The sequence below is a fragment of the Kribbella sp. NPDC004875 genome (assembly GCF_042873375.1).
Classification (GTDB): domain Bacteria; phylum Actinomycetota; class Actinomycetes; order Propionibacteriales; family Kribbellaceae; genus Kribbella.
On the sequence record NZ_JBIALI010000004.1, the window covers coordinates 820,919 to 841,365 of the forward strand.

A 20,447-nucleotide genomic window follows, 5' to 3' on the forward strand; every position below is an offset into this window, starting at 1 on the left:
CTGTGCCTTCCGTTGGGGACGGATCGTCGCAACTTACCGGTATGTCGCCACATGTGCAGACAAACGTTTCATCCAGTGGAATGAGGGCTTTGGTGATCGAGGACGGCGAGGAGATCCCGCTGCTCGGCGGCGATGTGACCGAGGGGCTGGTCCGGGTCGGCGACACGGTACGGCGACCACCCGGCGAGCGCGCCGAACTCGTGCGAGACGTTCTGCTGCATCTCGAGAAGGTGGGTTTCGAGGGAGCTCCGCGGTACCTCGGTGTGGACTCGGCCGGTCGTCAGGCGCTGACGTACGTCGAGGGAGAGGTGGCGGGCCGGCCCCGTCCGTCGTGGATCGCGGACGAGGACCGGATGCTGTCGGTCGCGCGGCTGCTGCGCGGGTACGACGACGCGGTCGAGGGATTCGGGATTCCGGTGAACCTGCCGGCCCCGATCGAACCGCCCGGGCTGCCGGACCTCGACGATCCGCCCGAGCTCGTCGGGCACCAGGACGTCACGCCGGAGAACGTGGTGTTCCGCGAGGGCCGCGCGTACGCCCTGATCGACTTCGACCTGGCGCGGCCGGTGAGCCGGGCTCGTGAGTTCGTGAACCTGATGTTGTGGTGGGCCCCGCTCGGTGCCGACGCCGACCTCGACCCCGAGTTCCGCGGCCTCGATCGGCCGCGCCGGTGCCGACTGCTGGCGGACGAGTACGGTCTGTCGACCGCGGACCGTGGCCGAGTGCTCGGGCTGTGCATCGCGCTGAACGAGCGCGCCTGGCACACGATGAAGTACCGCGCGGACACCCTCGGCGGCGGCTGGGCCCGGATGTGGAGCGAAGGCGTCGGCGACAAGATCCGCGCCCGCCAGACCTGGCTGCAAGCCAACGCCGACACCCTCCGCAGCGCACTCTTCAGCTGACGCCGACCTCTTGCCGGTCCGGGGTCTTCTTGTCGCGCAAGAGCGCGAGGGCGATGACCGCGGATCCGAGCACTGCGACCGCGCTGACGACGAACGTCCCCGACATCGCCTGAGCGAACACCGTCCGGGCAACCTGCGCCAGCGCGTTGTCCCCGGACGTCGCGGCCACCACGAGCGCCTCGCCGATCGACCGGCGCGCTTCCGCGGGCGCCGTCTCGGGCATCTTCGCGGTGAAGTTGTTCGCCAGCGTGGAGCCGAGGATCGCGATCCCGAGTGCCGCGCCGGCCTGCTGGACGGTGTCGTTCAAGGCGGAACCGACACCCGCGTGCTCATGCGGCACCGCACTCATCAGGGCCGCCGTCGCCGCCGGCTGCGCCAGGCCGGCGCCGACGCCGAACACGCCTAGCGCTACCGCGACCATCCCGAAGCCGTCATCCGCGGACAGCGTCGACATCACCCAGAAGCCACCAGCCAGGACCACCAGACCGACGACGGTCAGCGGCCGGTTCCCGATCTTCTGGCCGAGCGTCGCGCCGACACCGTTCACCAGGATCACCGCGAGCGCCATCGGAGCCATCGCCAGACCGGCCTTCGTAGGCGAGAAGCCGAGCACGAACTGCAGGTATTGCGTCAGCGCCAGGATCAATCCGCCGTTCGCGATCTGCAGCAGTACGAGCGACAGGCTCCCGCCGCTGAAGTTCCGGTCCCGGAACAGCTGCAGCGGCACCATCGGCACCGGCGTACGCAGCTCCCAGATCACGAACAACGACAGCCCGACCACCGCGAGCGCCAGCATCGGCCACGAGACCCCGTGCTCCGGCAGCTCGATGATCACCCACACCAGCGCCACCAGACCGACCATCGACAGCAGCGCACCGATCGGATCGGGCTTACGCCATGGGCCCTTCGATTCCGGCATCAGGATCACCGCGGCAACGATCGCCAGCACGACCACCGGCACGTTGATCAGGAACACCGATCCCCACCAGAACTTCGCGATCAACGCCCCACCGAGCACCGGCCCGCCGATCAGCCCGACCATCAGCACCGAGCTCCAGATCGACATCGCCTTGCGGCGTTCCTCGTCGTCGAAGACCGTGATCACGACCGACAGCGTGCTCGGCATCACGATCGCGCCGCCGATCCCCATCAGCACCCGTCCGGCGATCAGCATCTCCGGAGTTCCGGCGTACGTCGCCACCAGGGACGCCGCCCCGAAGATCGCCAGGCCGACGATCATCACCTTCTTGCGCCCGTACCGGTCGGACATGCTGCCCGCTGTCAACAGGAGGCCGGCGAAAACCAGGATGTAGCTGGCGACGATCCACTGGATCTCCTGCGCGCTCGCACCGAGGTCCTCGGTCAGCACCGGGATCGCGACGTTCAGGACGCCGTTGTCCAGCACGAGCACCATCGTGCTCAGGCAGAGCACGATCAGGATCAGCCACCTGCGCGGATGCCTCGTGGTCATCCCGCACCTCCTTGAATTGAACGCCGTTCATCTATTTGAACAGTGTGCAATTCGACTTGAACGATGGTCAAGTCCTGCACGGTGTTCAGGAATCGGCTAGGGTGAGAGCCGACGAGGAGGTACGACGATGGCGCCCGAGGAGTACACGTCCGTCTGGACCCGGCCCAAGCGCGGCCGGCGTCGCGAGCAACCCGCACTGACCCAGCACCAGATCGTCGCGGAGGCGATCAAGCTCTTGGACGCCGACGGGCTCGAGGCGCTGACGATGCGCAAGCTCGGCGCGGCCCTCGGCGCGGTCGCGACCGCCGTCTACTGGCATGTCGCGAACAAGGACGAACTGCTCGAACTCGTCGTCGACGAGGTGTACGGCGAGATCGACGTACCGACTGCTGTGGATCCGGCACAGTGGCGTGCGGCGGCCGAGTCGGCGGCGCGGAGCGTGCGCGCGATGATCGTCCGGCACCCGTGGGTCGCGCCGACGCTCGCGGACGTCGGGATGAACTACCTCGGCCCGAACCTGATGCGGGTCTCCGACGACATGCTCGGGGTCTATCTGGCGGCCGGCTTCGAGCTGGCGGAGGCCGACCAGGCGTCGAACACCGTGCTCGGGTTCGTGATCGGCGTGGCCTCGGTGGAGGCCGCGACCGTCAGCAAGCTCAAGCGCACCGGGAAGGACATGGCCGCCTGGCAGGCCGAGGTCTGGCCGGCCGCGGTCCGCGCCGCCGAGCCGTTCCCGCACCTCCGGGCCTTGTACGCCGCCAACAGCGGAGCCGACCTGGAAGCAGGCAGCGAGGACAACTTCAGCTACGGACTAGCCCGGACCTTGGACGGCCTCGAGGCACGCCTGCACCAGATCGAGCCCAGCTAGCAGGACGGCTGGCGGGTTGTTGCGCCGATAACGCGCTGCAACCCGCCAGCCGCTCTACAACCCGCTGCCGCCGATCAGTGCTCGATGCGAACCTCGGCGCCGGACTTGGCCGACTCGTAGATCGCGGTCAGCATCCGGGCCATCTGCAGGCCCTGCTCGGCCGTCGCGTCGGCGGGGATCTCGCCGCGGCAGATCTGCAGGAAGTGCTCGATCTGGTTCGCGAAGCCGACCCGGAAGTCGAAGCCGAGCGAGTCGATCTGCGGCTGCATGTGCAGCAGCGTGTCATGCCGCTCGGTGACCATCAGCAACTCGGGCTCGATCTCCGCGCCGCCCTTCTCACCGTGGATCCGGACACTGATCTCGTTCCGGGCGTGCAAGGAGTACGACGTGTCCACGTCGAGGACCGCCCCGCCCTCGAACCGGATCTGCGCGGTCGCGTAGTCCTCGACAGTGTTCGGCCGCGCCGCCGACGCAGCCTTGTACCGGGTCAGGTTCTGGATGTTGTCGCGCGCGCCCAGCGGGGCGAACGTCGCGCCGGAGGCGGACACCGGCTTCGGCATCCCCATCAGGTACCAGCACAGGTCGATGATGTGGACCCCGAGGTCGATCAGCGGACCGCCGCCGGACAGCTCCACGTCACCGAACCAGCCGCCTGGGTTCCCGGCCGTCCGCAGCAGCGTGGCGCGCGCCGCGTAGATGTCGCCGAACTCGCCGGCGTCCAGGAACCGCTTCGTCACGAGGGCGTTCGGCGCGTACCGCCGTACGTACCCGATCTGCAGCGCCTTGCCGGTCTCCTCGACCGCCTTCACCAGCGCCTCGGCCTCCGGCACCGTCACGGTCATCGGCTTCTCGACCAGGACGTTCTTGCCGGCCCGCAGCGCCGCCTCGGCGATCGGCGCGTGCAGGGTGTTCGGCACACACACGCTCACCGCGTCGATGGACGGATCCGAGAAGATCTCCTCGACGTCGCCGGTGACCCGCTCGACGCCGAACTGCTCGCCGCGCGCCTTCGCACGCTCCAGGTCGACGTCACAGACGGCGACCAGCTCGGCCCCCGGGTTGCTCTGGTACGCGCTCAGGTGTTCGACGGCGATCGTGCCCAGCCCGATCACCGCAATCCGCGTCGTCATGTCAGGCCTTGCCTTCCGTCAGTCGGAGGATGTTCGCGAGCGAGCGCTCGATGGCAGGCAGTGGCGACTCCATGCCCTCGAACTCCAGGCTCACCGGTACGTCGGGCTTCGTCGCGACCAGTGCGAGCAGACCGGCCACGTCCACGTCACCGTGGCCCGTGACCGTACCCAGCAGATAGTCGCCGGCCAGCGTCTTCAGCCAGCCGTCGCCGGCCGAGCGGCGGATGTGGAAGTCCTTCACGCCGATCGACGCCGCGACGTCGATCAGACCGGCCGCGGTCTTGCCCGGCACCTCACCGACGCACAGACCGTTGCCGAGGTCGAGCGTGACCCGGAAGTTCGGGCGGTCGACCTCGTACACGAGACGGGCCAGCCGCTCGCTGCCGTTCATGAAGAAGCCGTGGTTCTCGATCGTCGACACGATGCCGAGCCCGGCGGCGTGGTCGGCGACCGCACGGCAGCCCTCCACGACCTTCGCGAACGTCGACTCGAACTCTCCCGGGTTCTCCTCACGCCATGCCCACGGCGCCACGTCGTGCCGGAAGATCCCGGCGCCGAACGCCTGCGCGATGTCGAGCTGCCGGCGCAGCCGGTCGATCTCGTGCGTGTCGGCCGTCCGCAGGTCGCCGCTGACCAGGTAGTTCACGATCGGTACGCCGATCTCGTCGGAGTGCTTCGCGGCGGCACTCACGACGTCCGGGTTGTCCAGGTAGTACTCCCCGTCCATGGCGGCGACCTCGATGTGCCCGGCCGACGAGGCCGCGACCCAGTCCAGAACCGAGATCAGGTCCATCTCGCCGCTCACCATCAGCTGGCGGAAGCAGTATGAGCTGACTCCTAGCTTCACTTCGTGGTCCTCTCCACTTCGTGAGTGATGTAGCTCCAGGGACTCGAGACGTCCTGGATGCCGTAAATCGCCGAGCTGTACCGGTCGAACGCGTTGCCGACCGCCCCGAGGACCACCGCCTCGCGGCCTAGTGCGGCGGCGACGAAGGGTGGGCGTTCGGGGAAGACCAATTCGTTCTCCACCGCGGCGGCGAGCGGACGCAGGATTGCGACGCTGTCCTCCGTCGGTCCACCGCGGACGACGACGACCTCGGGGTCGACGACGAGTAGCACTGTCGCGATCCGCGGGGCGATCTGGGCGCAGAAGTCCTCGAGTTCTGCCTGTGCGCCGGCGTCACCCGCGGCGGCCGCCGTGAGTACTTGGGCGCCGGTCGGTCGCGCGGACCAGACGAGCTGTCCGCGCTGGGCATTACGCGTCCAGCGCATGCCACGTTGGGCGCCGAGTTCACCTGCGAGGCGATGGCGTCCTTGGCGGATCACGCCGTTCAGGACGATCGACATCGAGAGGCGGTGGCCGATCTGCAGGTAGACGACATCGGAGAACCCGCGTCCCGCACCACCGCGCTGCTCCGCGAGCGCGGCCAGTTTGATGTCGTTGTCCACCACGACCGGCTGTCCGAATTCCTTGACCAGCAACTCGCCGACCGGCAGCCCCACCAGATCAGGCATCGCAAGACTCGCCCGCAACCGCCCGTCCCCCTCGACGACCCCAGGCACTCCAACCCCAACCGCCCGCAACCGCCCCAGGTCGACGGTGGCGCCGTCCCCGCGGGTGGCCGGCTGCGTGGCGGCCGCGTCAAGGGCGCGGGAGATGAGAGCGAGGTCCGCCTTGCCGTTTGCCGGTACTTCGGCGTAGGCGACCCGGCGGCCCGAGAGGTCGCAGATGATTGCGCGAGCGCCGCGTGGTCCCAGGTCGACGCCGGCCACCATGCCGGACTCGCGGGCGAAGCGGAAGGCGCGGGCAGGACGGCCCGGCCCTGCCGTTGCCGGGCTAGCGGGTTCGACCAGCCCGACGTCCAGTAGGTCGTCGAGGACCGCGTGCACGGTGGGGCGCGACAGACCGGTGCCCTCGCTGATCACGCCGACGGTCCGCGGCTCGTCGGCGTCGGCGAGGAACCGCAGGCAGGCGGCCTGGTTGGCCGCGCGCTCCACCTGCGCCGCGCCACGTGCAGTCTCCATCGACCCCGCCCTATTAAGGAACCGGCTTTATTAAAGACGGTAACAGAACCCGATTCGTGCCCGCAATGGATCCGCCCAAGGCCGCCCGATTCGCCGAGTCGTGTCAATCGGCGACAACCCGCGGCGCCGAGTCGTGACGATCGGCCACGAAACGGCAACCGGTTCTCACGACTCGGCGAGCCTGGGGGTGCGGGAGGGTGGTGGGGCTAGCGCTGCAGGATCGTGCGCTCGACGACTGTCCAGGTGGTCGTCGTTAACAGGTACAGGCCGGCGGCCAGGGGCACGAAGGCAGCCGTCAGCAGCGTCCCGAACGGCAGCAGTTGAGCGATCCGCCGCGACCAGGTGGACACCGGCGCCCCCGTCGTCGCCGACGTCTCGAGCTGGCGCACCTGCAGCCGCGCCGAGAACCACGCCACCACCGCCAGCAGTACGGCGACCACGAGGAACGCCGGCGTACCGGTGGCGACCGGCCAGTGCACTCCGAGCGGCGCACCGAGCAGGCTCCCGCTGATCAGCTGGTTCGGCTCCCCCGCCACCACTGTGCGGGAGAACAGCGTGTACATCAGCCAGAAGAACGGCAGTTGCGCGAGCATCGGCAGGAACCCGGCGAACAGCGACGTACCGGACTCGGCCTGCAGCTTCGCGACCTCACGCTGCAAGCGCTCGGGATCGCCGCGATGCTTCTCGGACAGCTGCTTGAGCTGCGGCATCAACGCCGCGCGGGCCTTGAGCCCACGCTGCGCCCGCACGCTCAGCGGAACCAGACACAGTCGTACGACGAGGGTGCACAGGACGATCGCGATCACGGCGGCATACGCGCCGGTCAGCGGTTGAAGGATGTCCACGAGGGACGTGAGCACGTGATAGGCACCGGCGACCGGTGCCTCCAGGAAGGAAGGCACAGCAGAACTCCACGAGTGAGTAGGAACAGGTAGCGAGGTGGAGCGCTACCGTCCCGGTGCTCGTGGGCGTGGCCGGCCGGCGGCGTCGGGATCACGCAGCCGGAGGAAGACGGTCTGCTCGGCGCGGCGCCGGACCGAGGAGGCCCGGGCGAGCAGCGGCGTGGCTGTCGGCGCGGACGACCGCGCGACGACGACCAGCGCCAACAGCAAGGCCGCCGCCGTGAGCACGGCGGCGGCCAGTGAAGCCGTATCGACGACAGGAATCACCAGCGCAAGCGCACTAGCGATCCACTGCGTCATGTCATCAGTCCAGGTAGTCCCGAAGCACCTGCGAACGCGAGGGGTGGCGGAGCTTTGACATCGTCTTGGACTCGATCTGGCGGATCCGCTCGCGGGTCACGCCGTACACCTTGCCGATCTCGTCCAGGGTCTTCGGCTGGCCGTCGGTCAGACCGAAGCGCATCGAGACAACGCCGGCCTCGCGCTCGGACAGCGTGTCCAGGACCGCGTGCAGCTGCTCCTGGAGCAGCGTGAACGAGACCGCCTCGGCCGGCACGATCGCCTCGGAGTCCTCGATCAGGTCTCCGAACTCGGAATCGCCGTCCTCACCGAGCGGCGTGTGCAGCGAGATCGGCTCGCGGCCGTACTTCTGCACCTCGATGACCTTCTCCGGAGTCATGTCGAGCTCCTTGGCGAGCTCCTCCGGAGTGGGCTCCCGGCCGAGGTCCTGCAGCATCTGCCGCTGCACCCGGGCCAGCTTGTTGATGACCTCGACCATGTGCACCGGGATCCGGATGGTGCGGGCCTGGTCAGCCATCGCGCGGGTGATCGCCTGCCGGATCCACCAGGTGGCGTACGTCGAGAACTTGTAGCCCTTGGTGTAGTCGAACTTCTCGACCGCGCGGATCAGACCGAGGTTGCCCTCCTGGATCAGGTCGAGGAACAGCATGCCGCGGCCGGTGTAGCGCTTGGCCAACGACACCACCAGGCGCAGGTTGGCCTCGAGCAGGTGGTTCTTGGCGCGGCGGCCGTCCTCGGAGATCCACTCGTACTCGTCGCGGACCTTCTCCTTGAGCTTGGCCGCCTCGTCGGCGATCTGCTCCTCGGCGAACAGGCCGGCCTCGATCCGCTTCGCGAGCTCGACCTCCTGCTCGGCGTTCAGCAGCGGGACCTTGCCGATCTGCTTCAGGTAGTCCTTGACCGGGTCCGCGGTGGCGCCGGCGACCATCACCTGCTGCTCGGGCTCGTCGGTCTCGTCGGCCTCGGAGACGATGAAGCCCTGGTCCTCGGTGAGCTCCTTCTCCAGCGGCTTCACCGCTTCCGGGCTGAAGTCGGACTCGTCCACGTCGTCGAGCGCGCGCGGCTTGCCGGTCTTCGGGTCGATCGCGAGACCCGCTTCGGACACTGCCTTCTTCGCCGTAGCCTTCTTGGCAGCGGCCTTCTTCGCGGGGATACCGTCCTCCTTGGTGCCGGCGGTCTTCACCGCCGCCTTCTTCGCCGCGGCCTTCTTGGCAGCGGGTTCGGTGACTCGGGCGCTGGTCCTTTGAGCCGTACTGCGGGCGGTGGCGGCCACGGCCCGGGCCGGCTCGGCGGGAAGGTTCTCGGACGAGCTGGACGACACGAATTACCTCTCGTCTGACGCAGGGTTTGTACGACGGTACGACGTTGTGTTGCTGAGTCTTTGGGTACTACGGTGTGCGGCTGCTCGCTGGTCAGGCGGCGGCAACAGTCCATTGTAATCCGCGAACCAAGCTCAGGCGTCGCACGACCCCCCGGACAGCGCGTTTCGGGGGCCTTCGTCACCGGTCGCCGTCACCCGTTGCGGGTCCTCCGCAACGGCCGCGCCACGACCCGCTGGCGGACCAGTTGCTGCTCCTGCTTGAACTGCCGCACCTTGACCAGGGAGGCAACGTCGATCACGTCCGCGACGGACTTGTACGCACCGTCCTCGCCGTACGGCTCGGAGGCCTCGCGCCAGCCACGCGGCCGCACCTTCAGCTGCTTGCCGAGCAGCGCGACGAAGATCTTCGCCTTCTGCGCGCCGAAACCCGGCAGGGCCGACAGCCTGGCCAGCAGGTCGTCCCCGGACTTCACATCGGACCACAGGCCCGAGGCGTTACCGGAGTAGTGCTCGTCCAGATGTTTGGCCAGGGTCTGGATCCGGGCGGCCATCGCGGTCGGGAACCGGTGCACCGCGGGCGGGCCGGCCACCACCTCGACGAAGGCGTCCGGGTCGTAGTGCGCGACGGTGGCGGGGTCGAAGGGACCGATCATCCGCTGCGCGATCGCGACCGGGCCCGCGAACGCGCGCTCCATCGGGATCTGCTGGTCGAGCAACATCCCGACCAGCAGGGCGAACGGATCTCTGCTCAGCATCTCGTCGGCGTCCGGCTGCTGCGCGAGGCACAGCTTCCTGCTGCGTGTCGAAGTCAACTCAGTCCTCCTCCCCATCTGACAACTCAGGCTCGGCCTTCACGGCCAGCACCGGACACGGAGCATCGAGCAGCACCCGCTGCGCGTTGCTGCCGAGGATGAGCTTGCCGACCGGTGACCGGCGTCGCAGGCCGATCACGATGAACTCCGCATGCACCTGCTCGGCGACGGCCACCAGGTCCTCCGCCGGGTCCAGGCCACGCACCAGCTGGCGTACCTCGTAGGGCACACCGGTCGAGTCGAGCTGCTCCCGTACTTCCGTCAGCGCGGCGTCACTGGCCGCCGCCTCGTCGCTGTCGAAGCCGCGCCCGCCCCGATGCGAGTTCACCACCACCAGCTTGGCGTCTCGCAGCGTCGCTTCCTCCGCTGCTCGCCGAAGGGCCGCACGGCCTTCCGCCTTCGGCACATAACCCACGACGATGGTCGTCATCGCCCTGCCTCACCTCCGGGTGTGTGTCGACCCGTCTCGAACGATACTGCTCCCGACCGCGGTCGGCATCCGCTGCATTTGCACCTGTTGTGTCGCAACGGTGACGGAGGGCGGCCGGTGCCCGACTACTACCCCCGGTGGGCCCCGCTAACCTTCCGGTGCGCACACCTTTGCAGGGCTGTCACCGAAAGCGCCACCCCTGTAGTCCGGGTCGTTATCGAACTCGTACCGGAACCCACTCACGCCGTTGCCCTGGGCAAGGTCGACCGGTTCCGTCAGAAGGACCGGAGTTCCGCACGCAACGCCTCTGATTGTCCTACGTTGTCGCAGGGAGCTAACCGGTTCAGTCCACCGGCCACGCGTGCACGGGAGTGTTCGCGTGCATGTGGTCGCGGTACCCGCGGAGCATTCCACGCAACGCGTCCCGGCGACCGTGTGACCCCTTTGTATACAGGCGGTGGAACTCGTCCGCCTGCCACGACGCGCCGTTGCGGCCGGTCAGGCATCGTTGCTCGATGATCCCGAGCAGCCGGTCGCGGACCGCGACGTCCACGCCCCAGGCGTCCAGGCCGCGAACCGCCAACGGCAGCAGGCGTCTGAGCACGAGCTCGGTCGCACGCGCCGTACCGACCCCGGGCCAGAAGACCTCGGCGTCGATGCCGTTGCGGGCGGCGGTGTGGAAGTTCTCCTCGGCCGCGCTGAACGACATCTGCGACCAGATCGGCCGTTCGTCGTCGGCCAGCGCACGCACCAGTCCGAAATAGAAGGCGCCGTTGGCAATCGTGTCGACGACCGTCGGACCGGCCGGCAGGACACGATTCTCGACGCGAAGATGCGGCTTCTCCCGGACAACGTCGTACACCGGGCGGTTCCAGCGATAGATCGTCCCGTTGTGCAGGCGTAATTCCGAAAGGGCCGGGGTGTCGCCGCGGTCCAGCACCGCGATCGGGTCCTCGTCGGAGGTGACCGGGAGCAGCGCCGGGTAGTACCGCGCGTTCTCCTCGAAGAGGTCGAAGATCGAGGTGATCCATCGCTCGCCGAACCACACCCGCGGCCGGACGCCCTGCGCCTTCAGCTCGTGCGTGCGGGTGTCGGCGGCCTGCTCGAACAACGCGATCCGGGTCTCGCGCAACAACTCCTTGCCGAACAGGAACGGCGAGTTCGCCCCGACCGCGAGCTGGACGCCGGAGATCGCCTGCGCCGCGTTCCAGTACCGCGGGAAGGCCTCCGGCGTGACCTGGAGGTGGAACTGCGTCGACGTGCAGGCGGCCTCGGGGAGGATGCTGTCCGCGGTCACCTGCAGCCGCTCCACGCCGTCGATCGAGATCTCCACGTCCTCGCCGCGGGCGGCGAAGATCTGGTCGTTCAGCAGCGCGTACCGCGGGTTCGTGCTGAGCGCGTCGCGGCGGATGTGCTCGGTCAGCAGCGTCGGCAGGATCCCGATGGTCACCATCGACGAGCCGGTCCGGGCCGCCTTGTCCTCGGCCGCGTTCAGGCTGTCGCGGATGTTCGACTCCATGGTGTCCAGGCCGAGACCGTCGATCTGCCCGGGCGGCACGTTGATCTCGATGTTGAACTGCCCGAGCTCGGTCTGGAACGCGTCGTCCTCGATCGCGCTCAGCACCTCGGAGTTCTTCATCGCCGGGTCGCACCGCTCGTCGACCAGGTTCAGCTCGATCTCGATGCCGGTCATCGGCTTGTCCGGCGCGAACCGGGCCTCGCGCAGCATCCGCGCGAAGGCGTCCAGGTTGCGATGGACCTGAGCGCGGAACGCGGTCCGGTCCGCCCGGGTGAACTCGACCCGGTCGACTTCCTCACCCATCTGCGCCTCCCCTGGTGGCTCCTTCGCTCAGTGTGCCTGAAGGGTGCCCACCTGTGGGCCGATCATTCGCGTGGTGGCGCCACCGGGAACACGATGAAGTGGTCCGTCTCGATCCGGACCGGCTCCTGGCCGGCCGCCGCCATCACGTCCACCAGCTCGGTCAGTACGCCGGGACGCAACGGCAACTCGTGCTCGCCGGGATGCCGGTCGGCGCCCATCGGGTAGTCCCGCGCCGGCTCGGTCGTCATCTCGATGTGTGCCCCCAGCACCCACTCCACCGGCTTGCCCGCGGCAACGAACTCGCCCAGGCGCGCGACGCTCGCCCGGAACTCGGGCCAGTCGAAGACGTACAGCCGCCCCGGGTAGAGCGAGTCGCCGCTGAACAGCAGCCGGGTGTCCCGGTCGTAGACGGCGATGTGCGACGCGTGGTGTCCCGGGATCGGCAGGATGTCGAGCACCCGCTCACCGAGGTCGAGCTCGGCCACTCCGTTCGGCCAGTCGGTCAGCCCGAAGTACGCCGCGACGTCCGCGGCCGCCGGGCCGACCACGTTGCCGAACTCCGCGTCGCCGCCGACGTGGTCACCGTGGCTGTGGGTGTGCGCGACGATCAGCTCGCGCTCCCCCACCAGCTCCTCGATCAGCGGCCGGAGCGGGACGTGGCCGGTCCCGGTGTCGAGCAACAGGGCGCGCCCGGTGCCGAGCAAGAGGTACAGGAAGGGGCCTTCGAAGTTCGTGCGCAGCGCCTGGCGGACGATCGCCGTACGGTCGTCGTACCAGTGGACCTGGTGTGCGGCGCTGGCCGGGTCGGTGCCGTCGTCCCAGCGGTCGGGGAAGCTCATACCCCAATTGTCGGCGCCGGCAGGGACACTGGACAGGTGCGTGACGATCCCTCGGTGCTGCATGTCGACCTGGACGCGTTCTTCGCGGCCGTCGAGCAGCGCGACAAGCCGTCGCTGCGGGGCAAACCCGTGGTCGTCGGCGGGATCGGCGTGCGCGGAGTCGTGTCCACCGCGTCGTACGAAGCGCGCAAGTACGGCGTCCGCTCGGCGATGTCGACCGCGGAGGCACGGTCCCGCTGCCCACACGCGGCGTACCTGAGTCCTCGCTTCGAGGTCTACCGGCAGAGCAGCCAGGCAGTGATGGCGGAGATGCGAGCGCTGTCGCCGCTGGTCGAGCCGCTGTCGCTGGACGAGGCGTTCATCGACCTGGCCGCGAGCGGGCTGTCCGGGCTGACCGTCGACGACGTCGAGGCGATCGCCAACGACCTGAAGGAGGCGATCCGGAAGGTCAGCGGCGGCCTCACCGCCTCGGTCGGCGCCGGGACGTCGAAGCTGATCGCGAAGATCGCCAGTGATCTCGACAAGCCCGACGGCGTGGTCGTCGTACCGGCCGGGACCGAGGCGGACTTCCTGGCGCCGATGCAGGTCACGGTGATTCCCGGGGTCGGTCCGGCGACGGCGCAGCGGCTGAGCATGGCCGGCGTCCGGACCGTCGCCGACCTGCAGCAGCTCGACGAGGACGAACTGGTCCGGCAGATCGGCTCCGCCCACGGCACCAGCCTGCACCGCCTCGCGGTCGCCGCCGACGACCGGCCGGTGGTCAGCGACCGGGAGACCAAGTCGGTCAGCGTCGAGGACACGTTCGAGACCGACATCATCGACCGCGCACTGCTGTCGGCGATCAGCGACCGGATGGCGCTGCGGGTGTCGGAGCGGTTGCAGAAGGCGCAGCTGTCCGGCCGCACGGTCACGGTGAAGACGCGGATGCACGACTTCACCACGCACACCCGGTCGTCGACGCTGGCGGGGCCGACCGACGACGCCCGGGTGATCGCGCGGGTCGCGCGCCGGCTGCTCGAGGAGAGCGAGATCGGCGGCGGGATCCGGTTGCTCGGCGTAGGCGTCTCGTCACTGGCCGACTGGATCCAGGACGACCTCTTCACCGAGGAGGAACACGCCGGCAACCCGATCGAGGTGGTCGAGCTGCCGGCCCGTCCGCGGGACCAGCTCGGGTTCCACCCCGGTCAGGACGTGGCGCATCCGGATCACGGGCGCGGCTGGGTCTGGGGTTCGGGCCGCGGGCGGGTGACCGTGCGGTTCGAGACCGCCGACACCCCGCCGGGGCCGGTGAAGACGTTCGCCGTGGACGATCCGGCACTGACCAAGGTACGAATCACCGCAACGGATGAGGACAGCGAACCTGTCACTCACCACAATGGGCCGAATGAATGAGGAGCGGCGTGGGGTATACCCGTTCTGTGCGCCCTGTACGGCGGCATCGGAGGCCTGGCGTGCCGCCGAGACCGCCGGCCCGATGGGTAGCCGGTTCTACGGCCACCGTGACGTCTGCGAGAACTGCGGGTCCTCGATCCGGACGCTGTACTCCACCGTGCTGTGGGTCCCGGTGTCGAAGCACGGCCAGTACCGGGTCATCCCGACCGGCGGCCGCAGCTACGTCGGCCGGCGCCTGATCGAGCAGCCGGTGCGCGCCGACGTACGCCGGGAGCCGGTGTCGGCGATCGCGGCGCATCCAGAGCTCGACGGCGCTCCGGAGTACCAGCAGGCCGAGGCGTACTGGGACGAGAACGAGCCGGGTCGCGCGCTGCCGTTCTACCAGTCGGCGCTGGTCGCCCGGGAGCAGAATCTTCCCGCGGACGACCCGGCGACGCTGCGGGTCAGGTTGCGCGTGGCGCAGGGGTTGCTGGCGACGGCGAACTACGGGCGGGCGATCGCGTGGTTCGAGCTGCTGACACCACAGCTGGTCGAGGTGTTCGGGCCGCACCACGAGCTGACCCACACGGCGGCCGAGGCGGTGACCGGGGCGCGGTTGATGGTCGGAGGCCCGCGCGCCGAGGCCGACCTACTGGCGGACATCGTGGCTGCGGACGAGGCCGATGCCGCGGCCGACGACCCGCAACTGCTCCGCGACCGGTCGGCGCTCGGACAGGCGTTGCTTGCCTGCGGCGACATCGCGCCCGCCCTCGAGACACTCAGCGAAGTCATCCGGCACGCGCCACCGCGCCACCCGGACTCGGCGGTCTATCGCGCGGCACTGGTGGAGGCGTGCGAGGTCGCCGAGGGACGCGGCAAGAAGCGTGAGGAGCACCTCGCCGGGGCCGCGCGCCGCATGCTCAGCGGCGCAGGCGCACCGACAAGCACGTGACACAACCCTCTAGCTTCTCGAACTCGCTGATGTCGACGACCACTGGCGCGTAGCCCAGCCCGTGGAACAGCTCGGCCGACCTCGGCGCGGACGCGGCCATCAACAGCCGGTCCTTCCCCAGCAGTACGACGTGCGCGCCCGCCTCCTCCGGCACGGACAGGAAGCGGTCGAACGCGGCCGGGTCGTCGACGAGCGGCTCGTACCCGATCACCGTCCCGTCGGGCAGCGCGGTAACGGCCGACTTGAGATGCAGCACCTTCCGCACCGGCACCGCCCGGACATCCGCACCCAGCGGGGTGAACGCGGCCCGCAACTGCTCGATGCCCGCCGCGTTCGTCCGTCCACCCTGACCGACATAGATCATGTCGTCGATCTTCAGTACGTCGCCGCCGTCCAGCGTGCCCGGTGCGGTGATGTGCTCGACCCGGTAGCCCTGGGCCGCGACGGTCTCCGCGGCCGCGGCGGCCTCCGCACGGCGCTCGTTCGCGCCGGCCCGGGCGATCACGGCGAGGTCGCCGTACACGACCATCGTGTCCTCGACGAACACGCTGTCCGGGCACTCGTCGATCGGCGGCACCTCGACCGTGGCCCAGCCGGTCTCGTGCAGCGCATCGACGTACTGCTGCCACTGGCGGCTCGCGAGCTCGAGATCGACCGGATGGCGTTCGATGTGGGTGACCAGACCTTCGGCGAGACGCGGACTCGGGCGACGGACGAGCGCTGCAGACGGCATGACCGGAGATTATCCGGGTACCGGCAGGGCCCGAGAGAGAGGAGCTGACGGATGCCGAAGATCTTGCCGCCGGCCGGCGGCGACGTGGTCGAGATCATTCTGGCCGACCACCGGTGGTTCGAGGAGGCGCTGCGTGAACTGCGCGACGTCCGGAGCGATCGGGAGGCTGTGCTCGCCGATCTGGCGACCGTCCTGATCGCGCACGCCGAGGCGGAGGAATCGAAGGTCTACCCGACGCTGCGCCGCAAGGACGCGATCGACGCCGACGAGGTGGAGCACTCCGAGCACGAGCATGCCGAGGGCAACGAGGCGCTGCTCGCGTTGATGGAGGTCGAGGACACCGCCGGCGAGGAGTTCAGCGAGAAGCTGCACGAGCTGTCCGAGGCGCTCACCCACCACCTCGACGAGGAGGAGCGCGACGTCCTCAACCCGGCCCGCACCGACATCACCGAGGCGGTCCGCCACGACCTCGGCGACGCGTTCGCGAAGGAGCGTGCCCGCCTGATCAGCTCCGGCTGCGGTGACATCGCGAACGTCCGCAAGGTGGTCGAGGCCGAGCAGAGTTAAGTTGCCTGGGGCATCTTGCTCAGAGGGCCAGCCGGAGGCCCTCGTCGGCGGCGACGACTTCGCCGGCGAACTCGCGGCGCGCCTCCGCCACGGACACTGTGCGGTCGGAGCCAGGCCAGAAGTGCGTCAGGAGGAGCCGCTTCGCACCGCGCGCGCCGCGGGCCGCCTCCGCCGCGGTCATCAGGTAGCTGTCGTGGGACGAGCCCTGATAGGTCGCGTCCGAGATGAACAGGTCCGTCCCCTCCGCCAGCCGCGCGAGCTCGGGCGACGGCCCGCTGTCACCGGTGTACGCGATCGACACCCCGGGCGCTCGGAGCCGGACCCCGAGGTTCGTCTTGTAGTGCGGCAGTTCCACGGTCAGCACCTCGAACGGCCCGATCCGAGTCGTCGACGCCAGATCGTGGACGTCGAAGACCTCGGCCGGATCCGGGTGCGGCTCGAGCGCCCGCAGTACGTCGAGAACGCCCGGAGCGCAGTGCAGCGCGACCGGCGGCGCGTCCGGCGCCTCGTAGTACCGGACCCGTGCCAGGCCACTCACGTCGACGCAGTGGTCCGGGTGCTGGTGCGTCACCACGACCGCGTCGACGTCACCCTTCGGGCAGTGGGCGAGCAAGCGGGGCAGCGCGGCGTACCCGAGGTCGAGCACGACCCGGAAACCGTCGTACTCGACCAGGAAACCGGCGCACGCGCGGCCCGCCTCGGGCCAGGCCCCACAGGAACCGAGGACGGTCAGCGACCTCACCGGGCGGCGAACGGCCGGTCGCTCGGCACGATCTCCTTGCCGAGCGGCACCAGCGAGATCGGGATCAGCTTGAAGTTCGCGACGCCGAGCGGGATGCCGATGATCGTCAGGCACAACGCGATCCCGGTGGTCAGGTGGCCGAGCGCCAGCCACCAGCCGGCGAAGATGATCCAGATCAGGTTGCCGAGCAGCGCGCCCGCGCCGGAGCCCGGCTTGTCGACGATGGTGCGCCCGAACGGCCACAGGGTGTACCCGGCGATCCGGAACGACGCGATGCCGAACGGGATCGTGATGATCAAGATGCAGCAGATGATCCCGGCGACGGCATACCCGATCGCCAGCCAGAAGCCGGCCAGCACCAGCCAGATCAGGTTCAGAAGCGTCCTCATACCTCCCAGCCTGCCACCTGACCGGCGTGTTTCCGCACCAGCTCGGCGACAAGTCCGGGATCGTTCCGGGGCATCCAGTGGCCACCCCTGACCACCTCCACCGTGAGGTTGGGTGCCCATCGCGCCACGTCGACCTGCAGCGGCGTCGTGACGAACGGGTCACCGTCCGGCGACACCGCCAGCACAGGTACGCCGGTCCGCCGCTGACCCGGCCGGATCAGCCGAGGCAGAACGTTTGCGCGGTACAGCTTCAGACCGTTCAGGTAGTCGCCCATCAATCGTTTGTCCTGAGCGTCTTGCTGCTCCAGCCGGCTGAAGACGCGGTGCGCCCAGCCCTTCCGCCAGCCGAGCTCGGGCAGCCACGGCAGGTGGAAGTAGAAGATGTACCAGGAGTGCACCAACTGCCGGAGCGCGGCGCGACCACTCCGCCGCAGGAAGTGCCCCGCGTGATCCAGCGACGGCCCGGAGATCGACACGAACGACGCGATCCGGTGCTGCAACGCCGGGTCGGTGACGAAGTGCCAGGACTGGATCGAGCCCCAGTCGTGCGCCAGCACATGGACCGGCTGGTCGGGCGACACCGAGTCGATGACCGCACGGAAGTCGTCCTGCAACCGATCGAGGTGGTACGACGCCGTGTCGCTCGGCTGATCCGAGGAGCCGGCGCCACGAACGTCGTACGTGATCACGTGGAAGTCCTCGGCGAGACGCTCGGCGACCGGCTCCCAGAGTGATGCGTTGTCGGGATAACCGTGGACGCAGATCAGCACGGGTGCGCCGGAGTTGCCGTAGTCGTAGACGGCGACGCGAGTGCCGTCCGGGCTAGTAGTGGTCGACGCCGAGGGTGGCAAAGGTCATCCCCGCTTTCACCAGTCGCTCCCGCAGCGCGGGTCCCATCGCAGCGGCCGTCGTGGTCTGGCCGGCGGTCTCCGGCAGGTCGTCGAGCGCCAGGCACAGTGCGCTCTCGCCGAGCATCTTGGCGGTCTCGTCGTACCCCGGGTCGCGGCCCGCGACCTCGGTGATCACCTGCTTGCCGCCGCCACGGCCGACGAAGCGGACGTTGAACCAGGACTTCGCCCGCTGCTCCGCGCTCGGTCCGTCACCGGGTTGCAGGCGGTTCAGCAGCGCCTTGCGGGCCGGCGGGATCTGCGCCGCCGCGATCAGCAGGCCGACTCCCCCGACGCCGGCCGCGACGGTGGGCAAACGCTTGACCGCGGCGTAGTGCGAGTAGCGGAAGTCCGGTCCGTAGCGGTCCAGCAGACGCGACGAGTACCCGACGATCTGTGGATCGACCGTCGGCAGCGGCACCGCCCAGAAACCTTCCTGGCGATGGATGCTGCCGGCAACCGCCCGGGCTCGCCGCCCCGCCGGACGCGGCTCGGCAGCCCGCCGGCCACGGTGTGCGTCGAGGTTCTGCCTGGGCCGCGAGAACGCGGTGATCGCGGTGTGGAACGTGCCGCCCGAAGGACGGCCGCCGGCCCGGAGCAGACCGTCGACCTGGATCGGCACATTCTCCGGCAACTGCTCGACGGTGAACTGCACCCCGAGGTCGTACGGGATCGAGTCGAAGCCGCACGCGTGGATGATGCGCGCCCCGGTCTGCCGCGCGCGCTCGTGGTACCGCACGTACATCCGGTCCACGAACTCCGGCTCGCCGGTGAGATCGAGGTACCCCGTCCCGGCCTCGGCGCAGGCGGCGACGAGCGGTTCGCCGTACTGGATGTACGGGCCGACCGTGGTGGCGACCACCTTGGTCGACTCGGCCAGCGCCCGCATGGACTTCGGGTCGGTCACGTCGGCGTGCAGGATCTCCTTGCCGAACCGCTCCAGCTTGGCCTTGTTGCGCCCGGCAACGGCCCAGCGAAGCCCCTCCGGAGCGTTCTTCTCCAGGTATTCCGCGGTCAGCGCGCCGGTGAAACCACTCGCGCCGAGCAGTACGACGTCGTACGCGCGGCTCACCTGTGCGCTGCCTTCTCGGCGTCGGCCAGGCCGCCGGCGCCGCTCGGTCGCGACGACGCCTCGGCGCCGCGGGCCCGGATGTCGGCGAGCGCGGCCGCGTCGGACTTCGGGACGCTGAACCGCGAGCCCAGCTCGATGACGTGCGGGAGCACCCAGCGGATCACCTTCAGCGCACCGATCCAGCCCGGCACGTGCACGGTCCGGGAGCGCTTCTTGATGCCCTCGACGAACTTGTCCACGGCGAACTCGAGCGGGTAGGTCTTGCTCGCCAGCGGGATCCCGGTCCGCACCTTGCCGAACACCGGGTGCCCGTCGACGCCGCGCACCATGTCGGTGTCGACGAACGTCATGTGCGCGACGCCGACCCGGACACCGAGGTGCTTGAGCTCCGGCCGCAGCGTGTCCCCCATCGCCTCGACACCGGCCTTGGCCACGTTGTACGACGCCAGCCCCGGGAGGTGCACGATCGCGGCGAGGGACGAGACGAGCAGCAGGTAGCCCTTGCTCTCCAGCAGGTACGGCAACGTCAGGTGCACGGTCCGCCAGACACCGAGCAGGTCGACGTCGATGACGCGCTCCCAGGCCTTCGGGTCCATGCTCCGGCTGAAGCCCGGCGCGGCGATCCCGGCGTTCGCCATCACCACGTCGATCCGTCCGTAGCGCTCGGCGATCCCCTCGACCGCGACGCGCAGCGAGTCGGTGTCGGTGACGTCGGCCTCCCACCAGCCGGCGTCCGGGCCGCAGTCCTCGGCGACCTTCTTCAACTCGCCGGGCTCGAGCCCGACCAGCGCGAGCTTCGCGCCGTCCTGGGCCAGCTTCCGCGCCACCGCGGCGCCGATCCCCCGGGAAGCTCCGGTGACGAGGACGACTTGACCGGCCAACGGACGCATCTGGACCTCCAGCTTGTTGAGT

General features: G+C 69.3%; 22 protein-coding genes. 5 read left to right on the plus strand and 17 right to left on the minus strand.

The window, feature by feature from the left end:
* The first annotated feature begins 80 nt into the window (after positions 1-80).
* Complete coding sequence (locus ACFYRH_RS26155; protein WP_387780497.1) at positions 81-902, plus strand: phosphotransferase; 822 nt, start codon at positions 81-83, stop codon at positions 900-902.
* Here the strand turns inward: ACFYRH_RS26155 and ACFYRH_RS26160 are convergent.
* Positions 895-2,373 carry an MFS transporter gene (locus ACFYRH_RS26160; RefSeq protein WP_387780500.1) on the minus strand — a complete coding sequence of 493 codons (1,479 nt, stop codon included), beginning with the start codon at positions 2,371-2,373 and terminating at the stop codon, positions 895-897. The two genes, ACFYRH_RS26155 and ACFYRH_RS26160, sit on opposite strands and share 8 nt — an antisense overlap.
* Before the next feature lie 127 nt (positions 2,374-2,500).
* On the opposite strand from ACFYRH_RS26160, the gene ACFYRH_RS26165 reads away from it, so the two are divergent.
* Complete coding sequence (locus ACFYRH_RS26165; protein WP_387780503.1) at positions 2,501-3,241, plus strand: TetR/AcrR family transcriptional regulator; 741 nt, start codon at positions 2,501-2,503, stop codon at positions 3,239-3,241.
* A 74-nt stretch (positions 3,242-3,315) separates the two neighbouring features.
* Here ACFYRH_RS26165 and ACFYRH_RS26170 read toward each other — a convergent pair whose 3' ends face one another.
* From ACFYRH_RS26170 to ACFYRH_RS26215, 10 genes are all read right to left on the minus strand, one after another.
* A complete protein-coding gene (locus tag ACFYRH_RS26170) occupies positions 3,316-4,371 on the minus strand; it encodes a Gfo/Idh/MocA family protein (RefSeq protein ID WP_387780506.1) in 1,056 nt (351 codons plus the stop codon).
* A gap of 1 nt (position 4,372) precedes the next feature.
* Complete coding sequence (locus ACFYRH_RS26175) at positions 4,373-5,218, minus strand: sugar phosphate isomerase/epimerase family protein (protein WP_387780509.1); 846 nt, start codon at positions 5,216-5,218, stop codon at positions 4,373-4,375.
* The gene (locus ACFYRH_RS26180; protein ID WP_387780512.1) at positions 5,215-6,396 is read right to left on the minus strand and encodes an ROK family protein; all 1,182 of its coding nucleotides are present in this window, start codon (positions 6,394-6,396) and stop codon (positions 5,215-5,217) included. Before ACFYRH_RS26180 ends, ACFYRH_RS26175 begins: the two co-directional genes overlap by 4 nt.
* A 206-nt stretch (positions 6,397-6,602) precedes the next feature.
* The gene (locus ACFYRH_RS26185; protein WP_387780515.1) at positions 6,603-7,298 is read right to left on the minus strand and encodes a YidC/Oxa1 family membrane protein insertase; all 696 of its coding nucleotides are present in this window, start codon (positions 7,296-7,298) and stop codon (positions 6,603-6,605) included.
* A 45-nt stretch (positions 7,299-7,343) separates the two neighbouring features.
* Positions 7,344-7,598, minus strand: a complete 255-nt coding sequence (locus tag ACFYRH_RS26190) for a DUF6412 domain-containing protein (RefSeq protein WP_387780518.1) — start codon at positions 7,596-7,598, stop codon at positions 7,344-7,346.
* 4 nt (positions 7,599-7,602) lie between these two features.
* On the minus strand, positions 7,603-8,919 hold the full coding sequence (locus ACFYRH_RS26195; protein WP_387780520.1) for an RNA polymerase sigma factor: 1,317 nt from the start codon (positions 8,917-8,919) through the stop codon (positions 7,603-7,605).
* A 191-nt stretch (positions 8,920-9,110) separates the two neighbouring features.
* Positions 9,111-9,731 carry an HhH-GPD-type base excision DNA repair protein gene (locus ACFYRH_RS26200; RefSeq protein WP_387780523.1) on the minus strand — a complete coding sequence of 207 codons (621 nt, stop codon included), beginning with the start codon at positions 9,729-9,731 and terminating at the stop codon, positions 9,111-9,113.
* Between the two features lies 1 nt (position 9,732).
* A complete protein-coding gene (locus ACFYRH_RS26205; RefSeq protein ID WP_134100013.1) occupies positions 9,733-10,161 on the minus strand; it encodes a universal stress protein in 429 nt (142 codons plus the stop codon).
* A 343-nt stretch (positions 10,162-10,504) separates the two neighbouring features.
* Positions 10,505-11,983 (minus strand): glutamate--cysteine ligase, encoded by a 1,479-nt coding sequence (locus ACFYRH_RS26210; RefSeq protein WP_387780527.1) that lies wholly within the window; start codon positions 11,981-11,983, stop codon positions 10,505-10,507.
* Positions 11,984-12,045: 62 nt separating this feature from the next.
* Positions 12,046-12,822 carry an MBL fold metallo-hydrolase gene (locus ACFYRH_RS26215; RefSeq protein WP_387780530.1) on the minus strand — a complete coding sequence of 259 codons (777 nt, stop codon included), beginning with the start codon at positions 12,820-12,822 and terminating at the stop codon, positions 12,046-12,048.
* Between the two features lie 36 nt (positions 12,823-12,858).
* On the opposite strand from ACFYRH_RS26215, the gene ACFYRH_RS26220 reads away from it, so the two are divergent.
* Positions 12,859-14,214 (plus strand): DNA polymerase IV, encoded by a 1,356-nt coding sequence (locus ACFYRH_RS26220; RefSeq protein WP_387780533.1) that lies wholly within the window; start codon positions 12,859-12,861, stop codon positions 14,212-14,214.
* A complete protein-coding gene (locus ACFYRH_RS26225) occupies positions 14,207-15,145 on the plus strand; it encodes a tetratricopeptide repeat protein (RefSeq protein ID WP_387780536.1) in 939 nt (312 codons plus the stop codon). The genes ACFYRH_RS26220 and ACFYRH_RS26225 overlap by 8 nt, the downstream gene beginning before the upstream one ends.
* Here ACFYRH_RS26225 and ddaH read toward each other — a convergent pair.
* A complete protein-coding gene (gene ddaH / locus ACFYRH_RS26230; RefSeq protein ID WP_387780539.1) occupies positions 15,114-15,878 on the minus strand; it encodes a dimethylargininase in 765 nt (254 codons plus the stop codon). The two genes, ACFYRH_RS26225 and ddaH, sit on opposite strands and share 32 nt — an antisense overlap.
* Before the next feature lie 51 nt (positions 15,879-15,929).
* Here ddaH and ACFYRH_RS26235 point away from each other — a divergent pair, with 51 nt between their 5' ends.
* On the plus strand, positions 15,930-16,445 hold the full coding sequence (locus tag ACFYRH_RS26235; protein ID WP_387780542.1) for a hemerythrin domain-containing protein: 516 nt from the start codon (positions 15,930-15,932) through the stop codon (positions 16,443-16,445).
* A gap of 19 nt (positions 16,446-16,464) precedes the next feature.
* Here the strand turns inward: ACFYRH_RS26235 and ACFYRH_RS26240 are convergent, their stop codons facing one another.
* Genes ACFYRH_RS26240 through ACFYRH_RS26260 form a run of 5 tightly spaced genes read right to left on the minus strand, consistent with a single transcriptional unit; the run spans position 16,465 to position 20,425 of the window.
* Entirely contained in the window at positions 16,465-17,187 is a 723-nt protein-coding gene (locus ACFYRH_RS26240) for an MBL fold metallo-hydrolase (protein ID WP_387780545.1), read from the minus strand.
* On the minus strand, positions 17,184-17,576 hold the full coding sequence (locus ACFYRH_RS26245) for a YccF domain-containing protein (RefSeq protein ID WP_387780548.1): 393 nt from the start codon (positions 17,574-17,576) through the stop codon (positions 17,184-17,186). Before ACFYRH_RS26245 ends, ACFYRH_RS26240 begins: the two co-directional genes overlap by 4 nt.
* A complete protein-coding gene (locus ACFYRH_RS26250) occupies positions 17,573-18,427 on the minus strand; it encodes an alpha/beta fold hydrolase (RefSeq protein ID WP_387780551.1) in 855 nt (284 codons plus the stop codon). The genes ACFYRH_RS26245 and ACFYRH_RS26250 overlap by 4 nt, the downstream gene beginning before the upstream one ends.
* Complete coding sequence (locus ACFYRH_RS26255; RefSeq protein ID WP_387780554.1) at positions 18,399-19,535, minus strand: saccharopine dehydrogenase family protein; 1,137 nt, start codon at positions 19,533-19,535, stop codon at positions 18,399-18,401. Before ACFYRH_RS26255 ends, ACFYRH_RS26250 begins: the two co-directional genes overlap by 29 nt.
* Entirely contained in the window at positions 19,532-20,425 is an 894-nt protein-coding gene (locus ACFYRH_RS26260) for an SDR family oxidoreductase (protein WP_387780557.1), read from the minus strand. Before ACFYRH_RS26260 ends, ACFYRH_RS26255 begins: the two co-directional genes overlap by 4 nt.
* Positions 20,426-20,447 lie beyond the last annotated feature (22 nt).

What these genes read in the sequence shown, in the direction of transcription:
- ACFYRH_RS26155 (WP_387780497.1), top strand. Translation starts at nt 81, where the DNA reads ATGAGGGCTTTGGTGATCGAGGACGGCGAGGAGATCCCGCTGCTCGGC.
- ACFYRH_RS26180 (WP_387780512.1), bottom strand. Translation starts at nt 6,396, where the DNA reads ATGGAGACTGCACGTGGCGCGGCGCAGGTGGAGCGCGCGGCCAACCAG.
- ACFYRH_RS26245 (WP_387780548.1), bottom strand. Translation starts at nt 17,576, where the DNA reads ATGAGGACGCTTCTGAACCTGATCTGGCTGGTGCTGGCCGGCTTCTGG.
- ACFYRH_RS26210 (WP_387780527.1), bottom strand. Translation starts at nt 11,983, where the DNA reads ATGGGTGAGGAAGTCGACCGGGTCGAGTTCACCCGGGCGGACCGGACC.
- ACFYRH_RS26235 (WP_387780542.1), top strand. Translation starts at nt 15,930, where the DNA reads ATGCCGAAGATCTTGCCGCCGGCCGGCGGCGACGTGGTCGAGATCATT.
- ACFYRH_RS26225 (WP_387780536.1), top strand. Translation starts at nt 14,207, where the DNA reads ATGAATGAGGAGCGGCGTGGGGTATACCCGTTCTGTGCGCCCTGTACG.
- ACFYRH_RS26160 (WP_387780500.1), bottom strand. Translation starts at nt 2,373, where the DNA reads ATGACCACGAGGCATCCGCGCAGGTGGCTGATCCTGATCGTGCTCTGC.
- ACFYRH_RS26165 (WP_387780503.1), top strand. Translation starts at nt 2,501, where the DNA reads ATGGCGCCCGAGGAGTACACGTCCGTCTGGACCCGGCCCAAGCGCGGC.
- ddaH (WP_387780539.1), bottom strand. Translation starts at nt 15,878, where the DNA reads ATGCCGTCTGCAGCGCTCGTCCGTCGCCCGAGTCCGCGTCTCGCCGAA.
- ACFYRH_RS26190 (WP_387780518.1), bottom strand. Translation starts at nt 7,598, where the DNA reads ATGACGCAGTGGATCGCTAGTGCGCTTGCGCTGGTGATTCCTGTCGTC.
- ACFYRH_RS26170 (WP_387780506.1), bottom strand. Translation starts at nt 4,371, where the DNA reads ATGACGACGCGGATTGCGGTGATCGGGCTGGGCACGATCGCCGTCGAA.
- ACFYRH_RS26205 (WP_134100013.1), bottom strand. Translation starts at nt 10,161, where the DNA reads ATGACGACCATCGTCGTGGGTTATGTGCCGAAGGCGGAAGGCCGTGCG.
- ACFYRH_RS26215 (WP_387780530.1), bottom strand. Translation starts at nt 12,822, where the DNA reads ATGAGCTTCCCCGACCGCTGGGACGACGGCACCGACCCGGCCAGCGCC.
- ACFYRH_RS26260 (WP_387780557.1), bottom strand. Translation starts at nt 20,425, where the DNA reads ATGCGTCCGTTGGCCGGTCAAGTCGTCCTCGTCACCGGAGCTTCCCGG.